This window comes from Streptomyces sp. NPDC058289 (assembly GCF_042880975.1).
Classification (GTDB): Bacteria; Actinomycetota; Actinomycetes; order Streptomycetales; family Streptomycetaceae; genus Streptomyces; species Streptomyces stoeckheimensis.
In genome coordinates this window covers 14,773-28,309 of record NZ_JBHVYI010000102.1, presented here as the reverse complement: position 1 = coordinate 28,309, position 13,537 = coordinate 14,773, and the positions used below count along the sequence as shown (strand labels likewise).

General features: G+C 72.6%; 14 protein-coding genes and 1 pseudogene. 9 read left to right on the top strand and 6 right to left on the bottom strand.

All coding sequences use genetic code 11. From position 1 onward, the window contains the following. Window positions 1-234: pseudogene (locus ACFVX6_RS34840) on the top strand (RNA helicase); the annotation flags it as partial. Between the two features lie 81 nt (window positions 235-315). Here ACFVX6_RS34840 and ACFVX6_RS34835 read toward each other — a convergent pair. Genes ACFVX6_RS34835 through ACFVX6_RS34815 form a run of 5 tightly spaced genes read right to left on the bottom strand, consistent with a single transcriptional unit; the run spans window position 316 to window position 4,766 of the window. Beyond that, a complete protein-coding gene (locus tag ACFVX6_RS34835) occupies window positions 316-1,248 on the bottom strand; it encodes a tyrosine-protein phosphatase (RefSeq protein WP_389698378.1) in 933 nt (310 codons plus the stop codon). Window positions 1,249-1,279: 31 nt separating this feature from the next. After that, on the bottom strand, window positions 1,280-2,386 hold the full coding sequence (locus ACFVX6_RS34830; RefSeq protein WP_389698376.1) for an NAD(P)H-dependent flavin oxidoreductase: 1,107 nt from the start codon (window positions 2,384-2,386) through the stop codon (window positions 1,280-1,282). Between the two features lie 3 nt (window positions 2,387-2,389). Further along, window positions 2,390-3,142, bottom strand: coding sequence for a CoA-transferase subunit beta (locus ACFVX6_RS34825; protein ID WP_389698374.1), 753 nt, complete (start codon window positions 3,140-3,142; stop codon window positions 2,390-2,392). After that, window positions 3,139-3,990 (bottom strand): CoA transferase subunit A, encoded by an 852-nt coding sequence (locus tag ACFVX6_RS34820; protein WP_389698372.1) that lies wholly within the window; start codon window positions 3,988-3,990, stop codon window positions 3,139-3,141. The genes ACFVX6_RS34825 and ACFVX6_RS34820 overlap by 4 nt, the downstream gene beginning before the upstream one ends. Next, window positions 3,987-4,766, bottom strand: a complete 780-nt coding sequence (locus ACFVX6_RS34815) for an enoyl-CoA hydratase family protein (RefSeq protein ID WP_389698370.1) — start codon at window positions 4,764-4,766, stop codon at window positions 3,987-3,989. The genes ACFVX6_RS34820 and ACFVX6_RS34815 overlap by 4 nt, the downstream gene beginning before the upstream one ends. Window positions 4,767-4,822: 56 nt before the next feature. On the opposite strand from ACFVX6_RS34815, the gene ACFVX6_RS34810 reads away from it, so the two are divergent. The 8 genes from ACFVX6_RS34810 to ACFVX6_RS34775 all read left to right on the top strand — a co-directional run bounded on the left by ACFVX6_RS34810 (window position 4,823) and on the right by ACFVX6_RS34775 (window position 12,431). Continuing rightward, entirely contained in the window at window positions 4,823-5,587 is a 765-nt protein-coding gene (locus ACFVX6_RS34810) for an SDR family oxidoreductase (RefSeq protein WP_389698368.1), read from the top strand. A gap of 1 nt (window position 5,588) precedes the next feature. Beyond that, window positions 5,589-6,497, top strand: a complete 909-nt coding sequence (locus ACFVX6_RS34805; protein ID WP_389698366.1) for an SDR family oxidoreductase — start codon at window positions 5,589-5,591, stop codon at window positions 6,495-6,497. Window positions 6,498-7,113: 616 nt separating this feature from the next. Further along, complete coding sequence (locus tag ACFVX6_RS34800) at window positions 7,114-7,896, top strand: 2-keto-4-pentenoate hydratase (RefSeq protein ID WP_389698364.1); 783 nt, start codon at window positions 7,114-7,116, stop codon at window positions 7,894-7,896. Between the two features lies 1 nt (window position 7,897). After that, window positions 7,898-8,827: an acetaldehyde dehydrogenase (acetylating) gene (locus tag ACFVX6_RS34795; RefSeq protein WP_389698362.1), complete on the top strand. Its 930-nt coding sequence runs from the start codon at window positions 7,898-7,900 to the stop codon at window positions 8,825-8,827. Beyond that, window positions 8,824-9,870: a 4-hydroxy-2-oxovalerate aldolase gene (gene dmpG / locus ACFVX6_RS34790; RefSeq protein ID WP_389698360.1), complete on the top strand. Its 1,047-nt coding sequence runs from the start codon at window positions 8,824-8,826 to the stop codon at window positions 9,868-9,870. Before ACFVX6_RS34795 ends, dmpG begins: the two co-directional genes overlap by 4 nt. A gap of 41 nt (window positions 9,871-9,911) precedes the next feature. After that, window positions 9,912-11,060, top strand: a complete 1,149-nt coding sequence (locus tag ACFVX6_RS34785; protein ID WP_389698358.1) for a Rieske 2Fe-2S domain-containing protein — start codon at window positions 9,912-9,914, stop codon at window positions 11,058-11,060. Beyond that, on the top strand, window positions 11,060-11,290 hold the full coding sequence (locus tag ACFVX6_RS34780) for a ferredoxin (protein WP_250744961.1): 231 nt from the start codon (window positions 11,060-11,062) through the stop codon (window positions 11,288-11,290). Before ACFVX6_RS34785 ends, ACFVX6_RS34780 begins: the two co-directional genes overlap by 1 nt. After that, a complete protein-coding gene (locus tag ACFVX6_RS34775) occupies window positions 11,283-12,431 on the top strand; it encodes a 2Fe-2S iron-sulfur cluster-binding protein (protein ID WP_389698356.1) in 1,149 nt (382 codons plus the stop codon). The genes ACFVX6_RS34780 and ACFVX6_RS34775 overlap by 8 nt, the downstream gene beginning before the upstream one ends. 187 nt (window positions 12,432-12,618) lie before the next feature. Here ACFVX6_RS34775 and ACFVX6_RS34770 read toward each other — a convergent pair whose 3' ends face one another. Next, a complete protein-coding gene (locus ACFVX6_RS34770; RefSeq protein WP_389698354.1) occupies window positions 12,619-13,500 on the bottom strand; it encodes an IclR family transcriptional regulator in 882 nt (293 codons plus the stop codon). Between the last annotated feature and the right edge of the window lie 37 nt (window positions 13,501-13,537).

Sequence of the window (13,537 nt, the reverse complement as noted above, 5' to 3'; positions counted from 1 at the left end):
CCGGCCGCCGGGGGCGGCCGCGGCCGTCGTACCGGCGGTGGCGGCGCCGCCGGGCAGGCTCCGGCCTCCGGTTCCGGCCAGGCCCGCCGCGGCCAGGGCGGACAGGGCGGCTCCACGGGCGGCTCCGGCGAGCGCGGCCGACGCACCGGAGGCGCCCCCTCCGGTGGTGCGGCCGCAGCTTCGGCCCGCAGCCGCGTGGGCGGCGCCGGCCAGGGACGTCGCCGCTCCGCCTGATCAGCGGAAACCTGTACGAACCACTGCGCCGGGCGGCACACGCCGCCCGGCGCAGTGGTGTTTTCCGAGCCGGGCGGGTGCCTAGCGGACCATCTTCGCCTGGAGCTTCGCCAGGGTCCGCAGGTCCAGGCCGAGGCCGTCCGTGAGGTAGCCGTAGAGGCTGCCGTAGTCGGCCTCCATCTGCGCGGTCGCCGCGTCCAGGTAGTCCTGGCGGACCTCCTGGAGCGGGATCAGCAGATCGGGGTTCTGCATCCGGCCGGATGCCTTGACGCCCGCCCGCACCTGGGCGTCGTACGCCGCGCGGAAGGTGTTCGAGGCCAGGTAGTCGCGCTCGGCCGTGGTCTTCGGGACGGCCAGGGCGTTCAGCAGGACGTAGCTCATCCAGCCCGTCCGGTCCTTGCCCGAGGTGCAGTGGTACAGCAGCGGGCCCTGGTTCCCGTCGGCGATCTCGCGGAGGGTGGTCGCGAACTGCGCCCGGTTCTCGGGGTTGGTCACGAACGCGCGGTAGACGTCGCGCATGTACGCCTCGGCGCGGCCGCCGCCGAGCATCTGCTCCTGCTTCACGGGATCACCGCTGCCTATCGCGGACATCAGCAGCCCGTACAGGCCGTTGTCGTTGACCGGGCGGGCGGTGGCGGTCAGACCGGCGGGCAGCTTGTCGGCGCCGTCGTACTGGACCTCCATGGGAATGCGGAAATCGAGGACCTTCTTGAGGCCCAGACCGCCGACGGTGGTGATGTCCGAGGCGGTCAGCTTGCCCAGTGCATCGGCGCGGTAGACCAGTCCCTGACGAACTTGGCCTCCCGTCCAGGTGCGGTAGCCACCGAGGTCGCGGACGTTGACCGCGCCCTGGAGGGGGATCTGGCGGATCGTTTCCGTCGACTGCGTGTGCCAGGGGTGACGCGAGGCGGCGGCACTGTCGGCCGGCGCGGCGTACGCAGCGGCGGGCAGGGTCCCGATGGCGAGGGCGGAAGCGAGCACCGCGGTCGCCAGGCGGATTCGAGCACGGCTCATCTGGGGCAACTCCTGTAACGGAGAAGGGGGATCACCCTGGTGGTGGCAGGGTGCCGAGCGGGTGCGGGGGGAGGGGGAGAAGCTGTGGGGGAGTGAGGCCGTTCAGCCGGTCCAGCACGGCGTGGGCCTCGGCCATGACGCGGGTGACGAGCTCCGCACAGGACGGCAGATCCTCGATCACGCCCGCGACCTGGCCCGATGCCATGACACCGAGGTCCGTACGGCCCTCGACCATGGACGCCTTGAGGAGCATGGGGGTGTTCGCGGCGAGCAGCACCTGGCTCCAGGACAGGTCCTTGCCGTGTTTCATCGCGAGGCCGTCCCGGACCATCTCCGCCCAGGTCAGACCCGAAAGCTTCTTGAAGCCGGCCGCGTGCCGCACCGCTTTGGCCAGCGCCTTCGCGCGCCCGGCCCGCTCCAGGGAGGCGACCAGCTCGCTGCGCAGCATCCGGTGCGGGAGCCCGTCCACGGCCGTGGTCACGGTGACGTCCTTCACGGTCGCCTTCAGGTACTCGGCCTTCACCGCGTCCGGGACCGTCGAGTCGGAGGTCAGCAGGAAACGGGTGCCCATCGCGATGCCCGCGGCCCCGTACGCCAGCGCCGCCACCAGACCGCGGCCGTCGCTGAACCCGCCCGCCGCGATCACCGGGATGTCCACCGCGTCCACCACCTGCGGCAGCAGCACGGTCGTGGCCACGTCACCGGTGTGGCCGCCGCCCTCGCCGCCCTGCACGATCACCGCGTCCGCGCCCCACGCCGCGACCTTCTCCGCGTGCCGGCGGGCTCCGATCGAGGGGATCACGACCACGCCCGCGTCCTTGAGCCGCGCGATCAGCTCCTTGGACGGGGCGAGCGCGAAGGAGGCCACCCGGACGCCCTCGTCGATGATCAACTGTGCCCGCTCGGCCGCGTCCCCGGCGTCCGCGCGCAGATTGACCCCGAACGGGGCGTCCGTACGGGACTTGACCTCGTGGACCGCCGCCCGCAGCTGCTCCATCGTCATGGTCGCCGAGGCCAGGATGCCGAGCGCGCCCGCATTGGCCGCCCCCGACACCAGGCGCGGACCGGCCACCCAGCCCATGCCCGTCTGCACGATCGGATGCTCGACCCCGACCAGCTTGGTGAATGCCGTCTCCATCGGTCAGACCCGCACTTCCCGGTCGCGCAGGCCCTTGGGGTCGATGACCTCGCGGATCAGCCGCAGCTCCTCCGGCGTCGGCTCCCGCGTGTACGGGACCTCCTCGGGGAGGTCCAGCTCGAAGCCGGTCGCCGCCCGGACCTGCTCCACCGTGACCCCGGGGTGCAGGGACACCAGCCGCATGGCGTGGCCCGGGCCGCTGAAGTCGAAGATGCCGAGATCGCTGACCACGCGGGGGAGCCGGTGGAACCGGGTCACCCCGGCCGCCTCGGCCCGGTCGTAGCCCACGCCGCTCACCATGTCGACGCGCTCGACGAACACCCGGGTGGAGTGCTTGGGGATCCAGTAGCTCACCGGATTGTTCAGGGTGTTCACCGGGGCGCCGCGCACGCCGAGGAGCTGGCGGGCCGGCTGCTCCCAGTCACCGATGCAGGAGATGTTCTGGTTGCCGAACCGGTCGATCTGGCTGGCGCCCATCATCACGTGCCGGCGGCCTCCGGTGACCATCGTCAGGTGACGGCGGTACGGGAGCCAGCCCTCGGCCGAGCCGTCGAGCCCGACCAGCATGGCTTCGCCGTCGGTCAGCAGCAGGTCGGGGGAGAACGTCCGCTTCGCCAGCCGCGCCCCGAAGGAGGGCACCAGGCCCATCGGGCTGGCCAGCACCTCGCCGTTGTCCCGCCAGGCTTCGGCGCAGGCGATCACGCAGTATTCGGCGCGGGTGACCGCGGCTGCGGTCGTCGTGGAGGGCGTGCTCACTTCTGCTCCTCGTGCCAGGCCTGGACGGCGGACTGGTAGGCGTGCTCGCTGCCGCCGGAGAGGAAGCGCTCGGCGAACTCGGGCCAGGGGGTGGTCGCGTACAGCTTCTGGAAGGCCTCGTCGCGGTCGTAGTCGGGGGCGCAGGAGGTGAAGTGCGCGCCGTTCGGGGTCTCCACGACCCCGGTGACCGAGTGCCGGCTGACGAGCAGGGACTGCGGCGGCCCGGACTTGGCGAGCTCCGCGGTCTCGACGAGCTGCTCGCAGGAGACGTAGGCGGCGTCGGCGGCCTCGCAGAAGAGGTCGTCGAAGTACGGGTCCGGGCCCAGGTACTGGGCGTTGCCGAGCCGGTCCGCGCGGTTGAGGTGGACCAGGGCGGCGTCCATCCGCAGGGCGGGGACCGCCACGAACTCCTCCCCGTCGGCGTACGGGGAGGTGACGGTGCGCAGCTCGGGGTTGACGCGCATGACGTCGGAGCCGAGGCCGGCGCGGACGGGCAGGAAGGGCAGCCGGTTGGCGGCCGCGTGCAGGCCCCACATGAACATGGCCTCGTCGAGCTCGGTGAGGGCGAAGGCACGGCTCTCGCGGGCGGCCCGGTAGTGCGGCTCCAGCGGGATGGAGTCGAGGGTGACGAAGGGGGTGACCAGCTTGCGGATCCGGCCGGCGGCGGCGAGGAGGCCGACGTCGGGGCCGCCGTACGAGATCACGGTGAGATCGGTGATCTCGGAGCGGAGCAGTGCCCGCACCAGGGCCATGGGCTTGCGCCGCGAACCCCAGCCGCCGATGCCGATGGTCATTCCGCTGCTGAGGCGGCCGACCGCCTCTTCGGGGGTCATGCTCTTGTCGGTCATGCCGATTCCGCCTTTGCTCCGGTGGTTCCGGTGGGTCCGCTGTTGCCGAAGGTGTCGCGGACCCGGTCGGCCACGCCGCTGAGGTTGGCCTCGAAGGTGAAGCCCTGCTCGAAGCGGTAGCTGCGGCGCACGTCCACGGGGTCGATGCCGTTGATGGCCGCCTTGGCGAGCCGGATGAGGTACCCGTCCTTCTTCGCGATCTCGGCGGCCAGCTCCAGGGCGGCCGCCCGCAGTTCGCCCGGCGGGACCACCTTCCACACCGAGCCGTGCGCGTGCAGCTCGGCGGCGGTGGCGGTGCGCGAGGTGTAGTACAGGGTCCGCATGAGGTGCTGCGGGACGAGCCGGGCCAGGTGGGTGGCGGCCCCGAGGGCGCCCCGGTCCAGTTCCGGCAGTCCGAAGGTCGCGTCCTCGGAGGCGACGATGGCGTCGGCGTTGCCGACCAGGCCGATCCCGCCGCCGAGGCAGAAGCCGTTCACGGCCGCCACGACGGGGACCTCGCACTCGTAGACGGCGGCGAAGGCCTCGTAGCAGCCCCGGTTGGCGCCGATGAGCGAGGCGTGGCCGGTGTCGCGCTGCATCTCCTTGATGTCGACGCCGGCGTTGAAGCCGCGGCCCTCGGCGGCCAGGACCACGCAGCGGACCTCGGGGTCGCGGCCGGCCGCGCGCAGGGCGTCGGCCAGGTCGTACCAGCCCTGCACGGGCAGTGCGTTGACGGGCGGGAAGTCGACTGTGACGAGTGCGATGCCCTTGTCGGGGCTTGAGGTGGAGACACCCATGAGCGGATCAGCTACCTTTCCACCAAACATTTGTTAGGTGAGGAAGGTAGCAGCCGATGGAGCTCAACGGGAGGGTCGTCGTCGTCACCGGCGGAACCCGGGGCGTCGGCGCCGGGATCGCGCGGTCGTTCCTCGCGGCGGGGGCCGAGGTCGTCGTCTGCGCGCGCCGGCCGCCGGAGGAACCGGTGGCGGTGGAGGGCCGCTCGGCGTCCTTCACCGCCGTCGACCTGCGCAATCCGGCCGCCGTACAGGACTTCTTCGGCGCGGTCGCCGCGCGCCACGGGCGGCTCGACTGCCTGGTCAACAATGCAGGCGGGACCCCGTACCGGCTGCTGGGGGAGGGCGAGGCCGAGCGCCACGCGCGGGTCGTCGAGCTGAACCTGATCGCCCCGATGACCGCCTCGGTCGCCGCGTACCCCTGGCTCCGGGAGAGCGGGGGCTCGATCGTCATGATTGGCAGCGTCAGCGGGACCCGGCCCTCGCCGGGCACCGCGGCCTACGGGGCGGCGAAGGCGGGCCTGGAGAACCTGGCCCGCTCCATGGCCGTGGAATGGGCCCCCGAGGTACGGGTCAACTCGCTGGTCCTGGGCATGGTGCGGACCGAGCTGTCGCACCTGCACTACGGCGACGAGAGCGGGATCGCGGCCGTCGGCGCGACCGTCCCGCTGGGGCGGCTGGCGGAACCCTCGGACGTGGGAGAGGCGGCCGTCTTCCTGGCCTCCGACCGGGCGGGGTACGTGAGCGGGGCGAGCCTGCTCGTGCACGGGGGCGGCGAACGTCCGGCGTTTTTGGATGCGGCAACTGCGAACAAGGAGAGCTGACATGGGACTTGCCGAAGGCCGTGTGGTCATCGTGACGGGCGCCGGACGGGGGCTGGGCCGGGCCCACGCGCTGGCCTTCGCCGAAGAGGGGGCGCGGGTCGTGGTCAACGACCTCGGCGTCGGCCTGGACGGGCTCCCGGGGCCGGAGAGCCCGGCGGCGCTCGTCGTCGCCGAGATCCGGGCACGGGGCGGGGAAGCGGTGGCGCACGGCGGTGACATCGCCACGGCGGACGGCGCGGCGTCACTGGTCGAGACGGCCGTCTCGACCTTCGGGCGACTGGACACCCTGGTCAACAACGCCGGGTTCCTGCGCGACCGGATGCTCGTGAACCTGGACGAGGACGACTGGGACGCCGTGATGCGGGTGCACCTGAAGGGGCACTTCCTGCCGCTGAAGCACGCGGCGGCGTACTGGCGGGCCGAGGCGAAGGAAGGCCGCCGGGTGGCCGCGCGGGTCGTGAACACCTCCTCGGGGGCCGGGCTCCTCGGATCCGTGGGCCAGGGCAACTACAGCGCCGCCAAGGCCGGGATCCTGGGGCTCACCCTGGTGTCGGCCGCGGAGATGGGCCGCTACGGGGTCCAGGTCAACGCGATCGCCCCCGCGGCGCGGACCCGGATGACGGAGCAGACCTTCGCGGACACCATGGCCGCCCCGGAAGCCGGGGCCTTCGACGCGATGGCCCCGGAGAACGTCTCCCCGCTGGTGGTCTGGCTCGGCTCCGACGCCTCGGCCGGGGTCACGGGCCGCGTCTTCGAGGCGGAGGGCGGCCGCATCACGGTGATGGAGGGCTGGCGACCCGGCCCGACCGCGGACTGCGGGGCGCGGTGGACTCCGTCGGAGGCGGGGGAGGCCACGACGAAGCTCTTGGCGGAGTCGGAGCCGCCGCAGCCGGTGTACGGGTCGCGGTAGCGGTCCGCCGAGCGGTAGGCCGCGCCTGCCTCTGGCTGCGCGTCGGCTCCCGGCCCCCGGCTCCGCAGCGGCCCCGCTCCGCGCCGACCGCGTCTGCGGGGCGGGTCGGCGCGGAGGGGGCGCAGGCGGCCGGCTCCACCACGACGTCGTAGTCGTGGATCGCCTGCACGTGACCGCACACCCCGTCCCGGCCGACGTACCGGGCGTACTCGAAGGTGAATCCCTCCCCGGCCTTGGACGCGCGGTCGGCCCTGACGCGCATCCCGACGTCGGAGCGCGCGCCGCGCTTCAGGGCCCCGGTGATCGTGGCGAACGCCGTCGGGCGGCCAGGCACCGGCCGCCACTTCTTCGCGGCCCGGTCGTACCACTGCGTCGTGAGCTTGATGCCCGCGGAGGCGTTCCCCACCACCCGCGCCGAGGCGTACACGGTCGCGCCGACCCCCTTGAGCGCGCTCGCGGAGATGGTGACCGAGCGGACTCCAGAGGTTGCCCCGGGCACCCGGAGTCCCGTCCGGACGGCCTTTCCCGGTGGCCGGGAAAACGCCCTCCCGGCGCCGGATGCGGGCCGTCTAGCCTCGCCGCACCGAACCGGCCCCCCGCACGCAAGGACCCGCACATGCTCTCGGACCGCCACCGGCTCCACGTCGCGCAGCAGCTGCGATCCGCCGAGCACGGGCGGACGCCCGTCGCACCGCTCGGCGCCCGCTTCCCGGGGATCGACACCGAGGACGCCTACGAGATCCAGCTCCTCAACATCCGCCACCGCCTCGCGGTCGGCGACCGCGTCACCGGGCACAAGGTCGGGCTGTCGTCCCCCGTCATGCAGGCCATGATGGGCGTCGACGAACCCGACTACGGGCACCTGCTGCACTCCATGGAGCTGCACGAGGACACCCCGGTGCCCGCAGCCGCGTACTGCGCGCCGCGCGTCGAGGTCGAGGTCGGCTTCGTGCTCGGCGCCGACCTCCCCGGCGAGGGCTGCACGGTCACCGACGTCCTGGCCGCCACCGAGCGGGTCGTCCCGGCCCTGGAGCTCATCGACAGCCGGATCGCAGACTGGCGGATCACCATCGCCGACACCATCGCCGACAACGCCTCCTCCGCCGGATACGTCATCGGCGAGGGCCGCGACCCGCGCGAGCTGGACCTCAAAGCCGTCGACGCCACCCTGACCAGCGGATCCGACACCCTGGCGAGCGGCCGCAGCGACGCCGTGCTCGGCGATCCGGCCGCCTCCGTCGCCTGGCTGGCCCGTACCGTCGCCCGCTTCGGGGTCCAGCTCCGCAAGGGCCACCTCATCCTGCCCGGGTCCTGCACCCGCGCCGTGGACGTGGCCGCCGGGCGGACGTACACCGCCGACTTCACCGGGCTCGGCCCGGTGTCCCTCTCCTTCTCCTGAGGTGATCACGATCAGTACGACCCCGCAGACGAAAGCGCAGACGAAAGCGACCGCCGCCATCGTCGGCTCCGGGAACATCGGGACCGACCTGCTCTACAAGCTCCTGCGCTCCCCGCACATAGAACCCCGCTGGATGATCGGCGTGGACCCCGACAGCGAGGGCCTGGCCCGCGCCCGCCGCGCCGGACTCGAAGCCTCCCACGAGGGAGTGGACTGGCTGCTGGCCCAGGACGAGCTGCCGGACCTGGTCTTCGAGGCCACCTCCGCCTGCGTGCACCGCTCCAACGCCCCGCGCTACGCCGAACTCGCCATCAAGGCCGTCGACCTGACCCCCGCCGCCGTCGGCCCCGCCGTCGTCCCGCCCGCGAACCTGACCGCCCACCTCGACCGGGCCAACGTCAACATGATCACCTGCGGCGGCCAGGCCACCATCCCCATGGTGTACGCCGTCTCCCGCGTGGTCCCCGTCGCCTACGCGGAGATCGTCGCCTCGGTGGCCTCCGTCTCGGCCGGCCCCGGCACCCGCGCCAACATCGACGAGTTCACCCGTACCACCTCCCGGGGCATCGAGGAGATCGGCGGCGCCGCCCGCGGCAAGGCCGTCATCATCCTCAACCCCGCCGATCCGCCCGTCATCATGCGCGACACCGTCTTCTGCGCGATCCCGGCCGACGCAGACCGCGAGGCCATCGCGGCCTCCGTCAAACAGGTCGCCGAGGACGTGGCCTCGTACGTACCCGGCTACCGGCTGCGCACCGAGCCGCAGTTCGACGACCCCTCCCCGCTCAACGGGGGCATGGCCCGGGTCGCGATCTTCCTGGAGGTGGAGGGCGCCGGCGACTACCTGCCGCCCTACGCCGGAAACCTCGACATCATGACCGCCGCCGCCACCAAGGTCGGCGAGGAGTTCGCGAAGGGACTGCAGAAATGACGGACCACCCGAGCCACTCGCGCTACTCGGCCACTCTCGACATCCGGATCACCGACTCCTCCCTGCGCGACGGCTCGCACGCCAAGCGCCACCAGTTCACGGGCCAGGACGTACGGTCGATCGTCTCCGCGCTCGACGACGCGGGGGTCCCCGTCATCGAGGTCACGCACGGCGACGGACTCGGCGGGTCCTCCTTCAACTACGGCTTCTCCAAGACCCCCGAGCAGGAGCTCATCAAGATCGCCGCCGAGACGGCGCGCCACGCGAAGATCGCCTTCCTGATGCTTCCGGGCCTCGGCGTGAAGGACGACATCCGCGCCGCCCACGGCAACGGCGGAGAGATCTGCCGGATCGCCACCCACTGCACCGAGGCCGACATCTCCGTCCAGCACTTCGGACTCGCCCGCGAGATGGGCCTGGAGACCGTCGGCTTCCTGATGATGGCCCACTCCACCACCCCCGAGAACCTGGCCCGCCAAGCCCGGATCATGGCCGACGCCGGCTGCCAGTGCGTGTACGTGGTCGACTCGGCCGGCGCCATGGTCATGGACGAGGTCACCGACCGGGTCGCGGCGCTCGTCGCCGAGCTCGGCACCGACGCCCAGGTCGGCTTCCACGGCCACGAGAACCTCGGCCTGGGCGTGGGCAATTCGGTCGCCGCCGTCCGCGCCGGCGCGCTCCAGATCGACGGTTCCACCCGGCGCCTCGGCGCGGGAGCCGGGAACACGCCCGTCGAGGCCTTCGCCGCCGTCTGCCGGAAGATGGGCATCCGCACCGGCATCGACGTCCTGAAGATCATCGACGCGGCCGAGGACGTGGTCCGCCCCGTCATGGAAGACGAGTGCACCCTCGACCGCATGGCCCTGCTCATGGGCCACGCCGGCGTCTACTCCAGCTTCCTCAAGCACGCCTACCGCCAGGCCGAGCGCTACGGGGTCTCCGGCGCCCAGATCCTCCTGCGCGCGGGCGAACGCCGACTCGTCGGCGGCCAGGAGGACCAGCTCATCGACATCGCGGTCGAACTCGCCGCCGAAGCGCGCTAGTCACCCCCCATCACACCCACAACGAAGTGGAGGGCCACCCCATGGCCGAAACGACCGCAGTCGACGAAGCGCCCCGCGTCATCGAAGCCGCCGCCGTACCCGCGAGGTTCGCCCGCGGCTGGCACTGCCTCGGCCTCGCCGCCGCCTTCCGGGACGGAACCCCGCACGAGGTCCAGGCGTTCGGCACGAAGCTCGTCGTCTTCCAAGGCGCCGACACCGGGGGGCTGAGCGTCCTGAACGCCTACTGCCCCCACATGGGCGGCAACCTCGCCCACGGCACCGTCAAGGGCGACACCGTCGCCTGCCCCTTCCACGACTGGCGCTGGTCCGGAGACGGCCGCTGCGCCGCGATCCCCTACGCCCGGCGGGTCCCGCCGCGCGCCAGGACCCGCGCCTGGACCTCTCTCGAACGCAACGGCCAGCTCTACGTCTGGCACGACCCGGAGGGCAACCCGCCGCCGCCCGAGGTCACGATCCCCGTCATCGAGGGCGTCGGCGACCCCGAGTGGAGCGACTGGAGCTGGAACTTCCTGCGCGTCGAGAACTCCAACTGTCGCGAGATCGTCGACAACGTCGTCGACATGGCGCACTTCTACTACGTGCACTATGCCTTTCCGCACTACTTCAAGAACGTCTTCGACGGACACGTCGCCACCCAGTACATGGAGTCCACCCCGCGCGGCGACGTGGACCTCGGCACCCTCTCCACCGGCGGCGGCCTGCGCTCGGACGCTTCGTACCACGGCCCCTCGTACATGATCGACAAGCTGTGGAGCGACATCGGCGGCGGCGTCGAACTCGAATCCGTCCTCATCAACTGCCATTACCCGATCGACGAGAACAGCTTCGTGCTCATGTACGGGACCATCGTCAAGAAGCTCCCCGGCATGACCGACGAACAGGCCGCCGAGGCCGCCCGCCTCACCTCCGAGGGCCTCGCCGTCGGCTTCGAGCAGGACGTCGAGATCTGGAAGAACAAGACCCGCATCGACAACCCCCTCCTCACCGAGGAGGACGGCCCCGTCTACCAGCTCCGCCGCTGGTACGAGCAGTTCTACGTGGACGCCGCCGACGTCAAGGACGAGATGGTCCGCCGCTTCGAGTTCGAGATCGACACCGCCCGTGCCACCGCCGCCTGGAAGGCCGAGGTCGCCGAGAACCTCGCCCGCCGCGCGGCCGGGACCCCGTGATGACCCCCGTCGCGTGCGGGGAGTGCGCCGCCGTGGTGCTGTGCGAGAAGTTCAGCCCCGCACACACCCAGGTCCAGTGGACCGAGGAGGCCGGAGCGGTCTGCCCGCGCATCGCGGCCGAGGTCGCGGCGGGCCGGCCCAGCGCCCGCGTCCGCTCCTGCGAGGCCCTGCGCGCGGGCATCGAGGCCGCCGTCCTGGCGGGCCGCCTGGAGGTGCCGGCCGATGTCTGACACCGACGGTCGTACGAAGTCCCGCGCCGCGGGGGTACGGAGCCCGGCCCCGGCTCCCGCCCGGGGCGGAGCCGCCGGCAGGCTGCTGGTCCGCGTCACGGACCGGATCCAGGAGACCCCCGAGGCGGTCTCCCTCGTACTCGACGCGGAACTCCCGTACCGCCCCGGACAGTTCCTGACCGTGCGGCTTCCCCCGTCGAGCGGGGCGGGCGGCGAGGCCCGCTGCTACTCCCTGGCCGGCTCCCCGCACGCCGGGGACCCGCTGCGCATCACCGTCAAACGGGTCCCCGGCGGCGTCGGCTCCGGCTGGCTGTGCCAGGACGTGCGCATCGGCGACGAGCTGGAAATCCTGCTCCCCGCCGGCACCTTCACCCCGCCCGACCTGGACCGGGACCTGCTGCTGGTGGCGGGGGGCAGCGGGATCACCCCGGTGCTCTCCGTCGCGAAGTCGGCGCTGGTGGCCGGCGGGGGCCACGTCGCCCTGGTGTACGCCAACCGCGACCCCGGCTCGGTGATCTTCCGCGACGAGCTGTGGGGGCTCGCCGAGGAACACCCCGGGCGGCTCACCGTCGTGCACTGGCTGGAAACCCTCCAGGGACTGCCGACCGCCCCGCAGCTGGGCCCGCTCGTGGCCCCGTACGCGACCCGCGAGACCTACCTGTGCGGGCCCGCTCCGCTGATGGACGCGGCGGAGACGGCGGTGCGGGCCTCGGGCGGCCAGGGCCGGTCGATCCACCGGGAGCGGTACTTCTCCCTGAGCGGGGACGTCTTCGCCCCGGCGGTGGCGGCCCCGGACCCGGGTGCCGGGAGCATGACCCTGCCACCCCGCGCGGCGGGGGGCGAGCAGGACACCGCCCCCGCAGGCGGCGCCACCGCCGAGGTGGAGTTCGAGGGGGTCGTGCACACCGTGGACTGGCCCGCCGGGACCCCGCTGCTCGACGTCCTGCTCGCCTCGGGCGTCTCCGCCCCGTACTCCTGCCGCGAGGGCGCTTGCAGCGCCTGCTGCTGCCGGGTGCTGGAGGGCGAGGTCAAGATGGTCCGCAACGAGGTCCTGGCCCCCGAGGACCTGGCCGACGGCTACGTCCTGGCCTGCCAGGCCCTGCCGCTCGGCGACCGCATCCGCATCAGCTACGACGGCTGAACGACGCCGCCGGACGACCTCGCCACTGGATCCCTGCCGCTGGATCCCTGCCGCTGGACGCCCCTGCCGCTGGACGACTCCGCCGACGGCCCCGACGAACGACCGCGCCGAACGACCGCGGGCCCGGCCCCCTGGCGAGGGGTCGGGCCCGAAGTCGTTCACTCGTGCGTTGGGGTACCACTACCCACTACATCCACTCGCTGAACCGCAGCCACCCCATCATGTTGTCCATCGCCTGCGCCGAGACCGCCGGCTCCAGGTCCCGCGCCGGCGCGACAGCCGCCCGCCCCGGCCGGCCCGGCCCGTACAGCTCCCGCCACACCGACCGCGCGCAGGCCAGTACCGCCGGCGCGAGGCGGGCCGTTTCCCGGTCGCCCCGGCAGGAGGACACCGACACGGCCGCCACGGCCCGCCCGGCGCCCCGCAGCGGAGCGGCCACGCAGGAGATGCCCCGGAAGCTCTCCTCCCGGTCGTACGCCACCCCGCGCTCGCGGACCGCCGCCAGCTCCGAACGCAGCGCCAGCGGCCGGATCAGGGTGCGCGCGGTGCGCGGGCGCAGCCCCTGCGCGAGGACGTGCTCCACCGCGGCGGGATCACTGAAGGCGAGGATCGCCTTCCCCGCGGCCGTGCAGTACGCCGGCATCCTTCCACCGACCCGCGAGGGCACCGTGGTGGCCTCCGAGCCGCCGATCCGCTCCAGGCACACCACCTCGGCCCCGTCGAGCACCGACAGGTGCACGACCCGGCCCGTCTGCTCGTGCAGCGCGTGCAGCAACGGCAGCGCGGCCCGGCGCAGCCGGTTGTGGTGGGAGGCGAGCGCGCCCAGCTCCAGCATGCGCATGCCCATGCGGTAGTCCCGGCCCTCGCGGTCCAGCCAGCGCAACTGCACCAGCTGGTCGAGGATCCGGTGGGCGGAAGAACGTGGGATTCCGGAGCGGCGCACGACCTCGGTGAGCGACAGCCGCGGCTGTGGACCTTCGAAGGCGCCCAGCACCTTCGCGGCCTTCTCCAGCAGCGAAAGCGGTGCGAGCTCGGTCTCCACGACCTGCTCCATGGCCTGGTCAAGCACGAGAAAACCCCCTGCGTGAGGCGTTGGGGCGACCCTG

Excerpts from the sequence above, each read along its gene's own strand:
- ACFVX6_RS34835 (WP_389698378.1), bottom strand. The coding sequence starts at position 1,248 with ATGAGCCGTGCTCGAATCCGCCTGGCGACCGCGGTGCTCGCTTCCGCC.
- ACFVX6_RS34830 (WP_389698376.1), bottom strand. The coding sequence starts at position 2,386 with ATGGAGACGGCATTCACCAAGCTGGTCGGGGTCGAGCATCCGATCGTG.
- ACFVX6_RS34820 (WP_389698372.1), bottom strand. The coding sequence starts at position 3,990 with ATGACCGACAAGAGCATGACCCCCGAAGAGGCGGTCGGCCGCCTCAGC.
- ACFVX6_RS34815 (WP_389698370.1), bottom strand. The coding sequence starts at position 4,766 with ATGGGTGTCTCCACCTCAAGCCCCGACAAGGGCATCGCACTCGTCACA.
- ACFVX6_RS34810 (WP_389698368.1), top strand. The coding sequence starts at position 4,823 with ATGGAGCTCAACGGGAGGGTCGTCGTCGTCACCGGCGGAACCCGGGGC.
- ACFVX6_RS34805 (WP_389698366.1), top strand. The coding sequence starts at position 5,589 with ATGGGACTTGCCGAAGGCCGTGTGGTCATCGTGACGGGCGCCGGACGG.
- ACFVX6_RS34800 (WP_389698364.1), top strand. The coding sequence starts at position 7,114 with ATGCTCTCGGACCGCCACCGGCTCCACGTCGCGCAGCAGCTGCGATCC.
- dmpG (WP_389698360.1), top strand. The coding sequence starts at position 8,824 with ATGACGGACCACCCGAGCCACTCGCGCTACTCGGCCACTCTCGACATC.
- ACFVX6_RS34785 (WP_389698358.1), top strand. The coding sequence starts at position 9,912 with ATGGCCGAAACGACCGCAGTCGACGAAGCGCCCCGCGTCATCGAAGCC.
- ACFVX6_RS34780 (WP_250744961.1), top strand. The coding sequence starts at position 11,060 with ATGACCCCCGTCGCGTGCGGGGAGTGCGCCGCCGTGGTGCTGTGCGAG.
- ACFVX6_RS34775 (WP_389698356.1), top strand. The coding sequence starts at position 11,283 with ATGTCTGACACCGACGGTCGTACGAAGTCCCGCGCCGCGGGGGTACGG.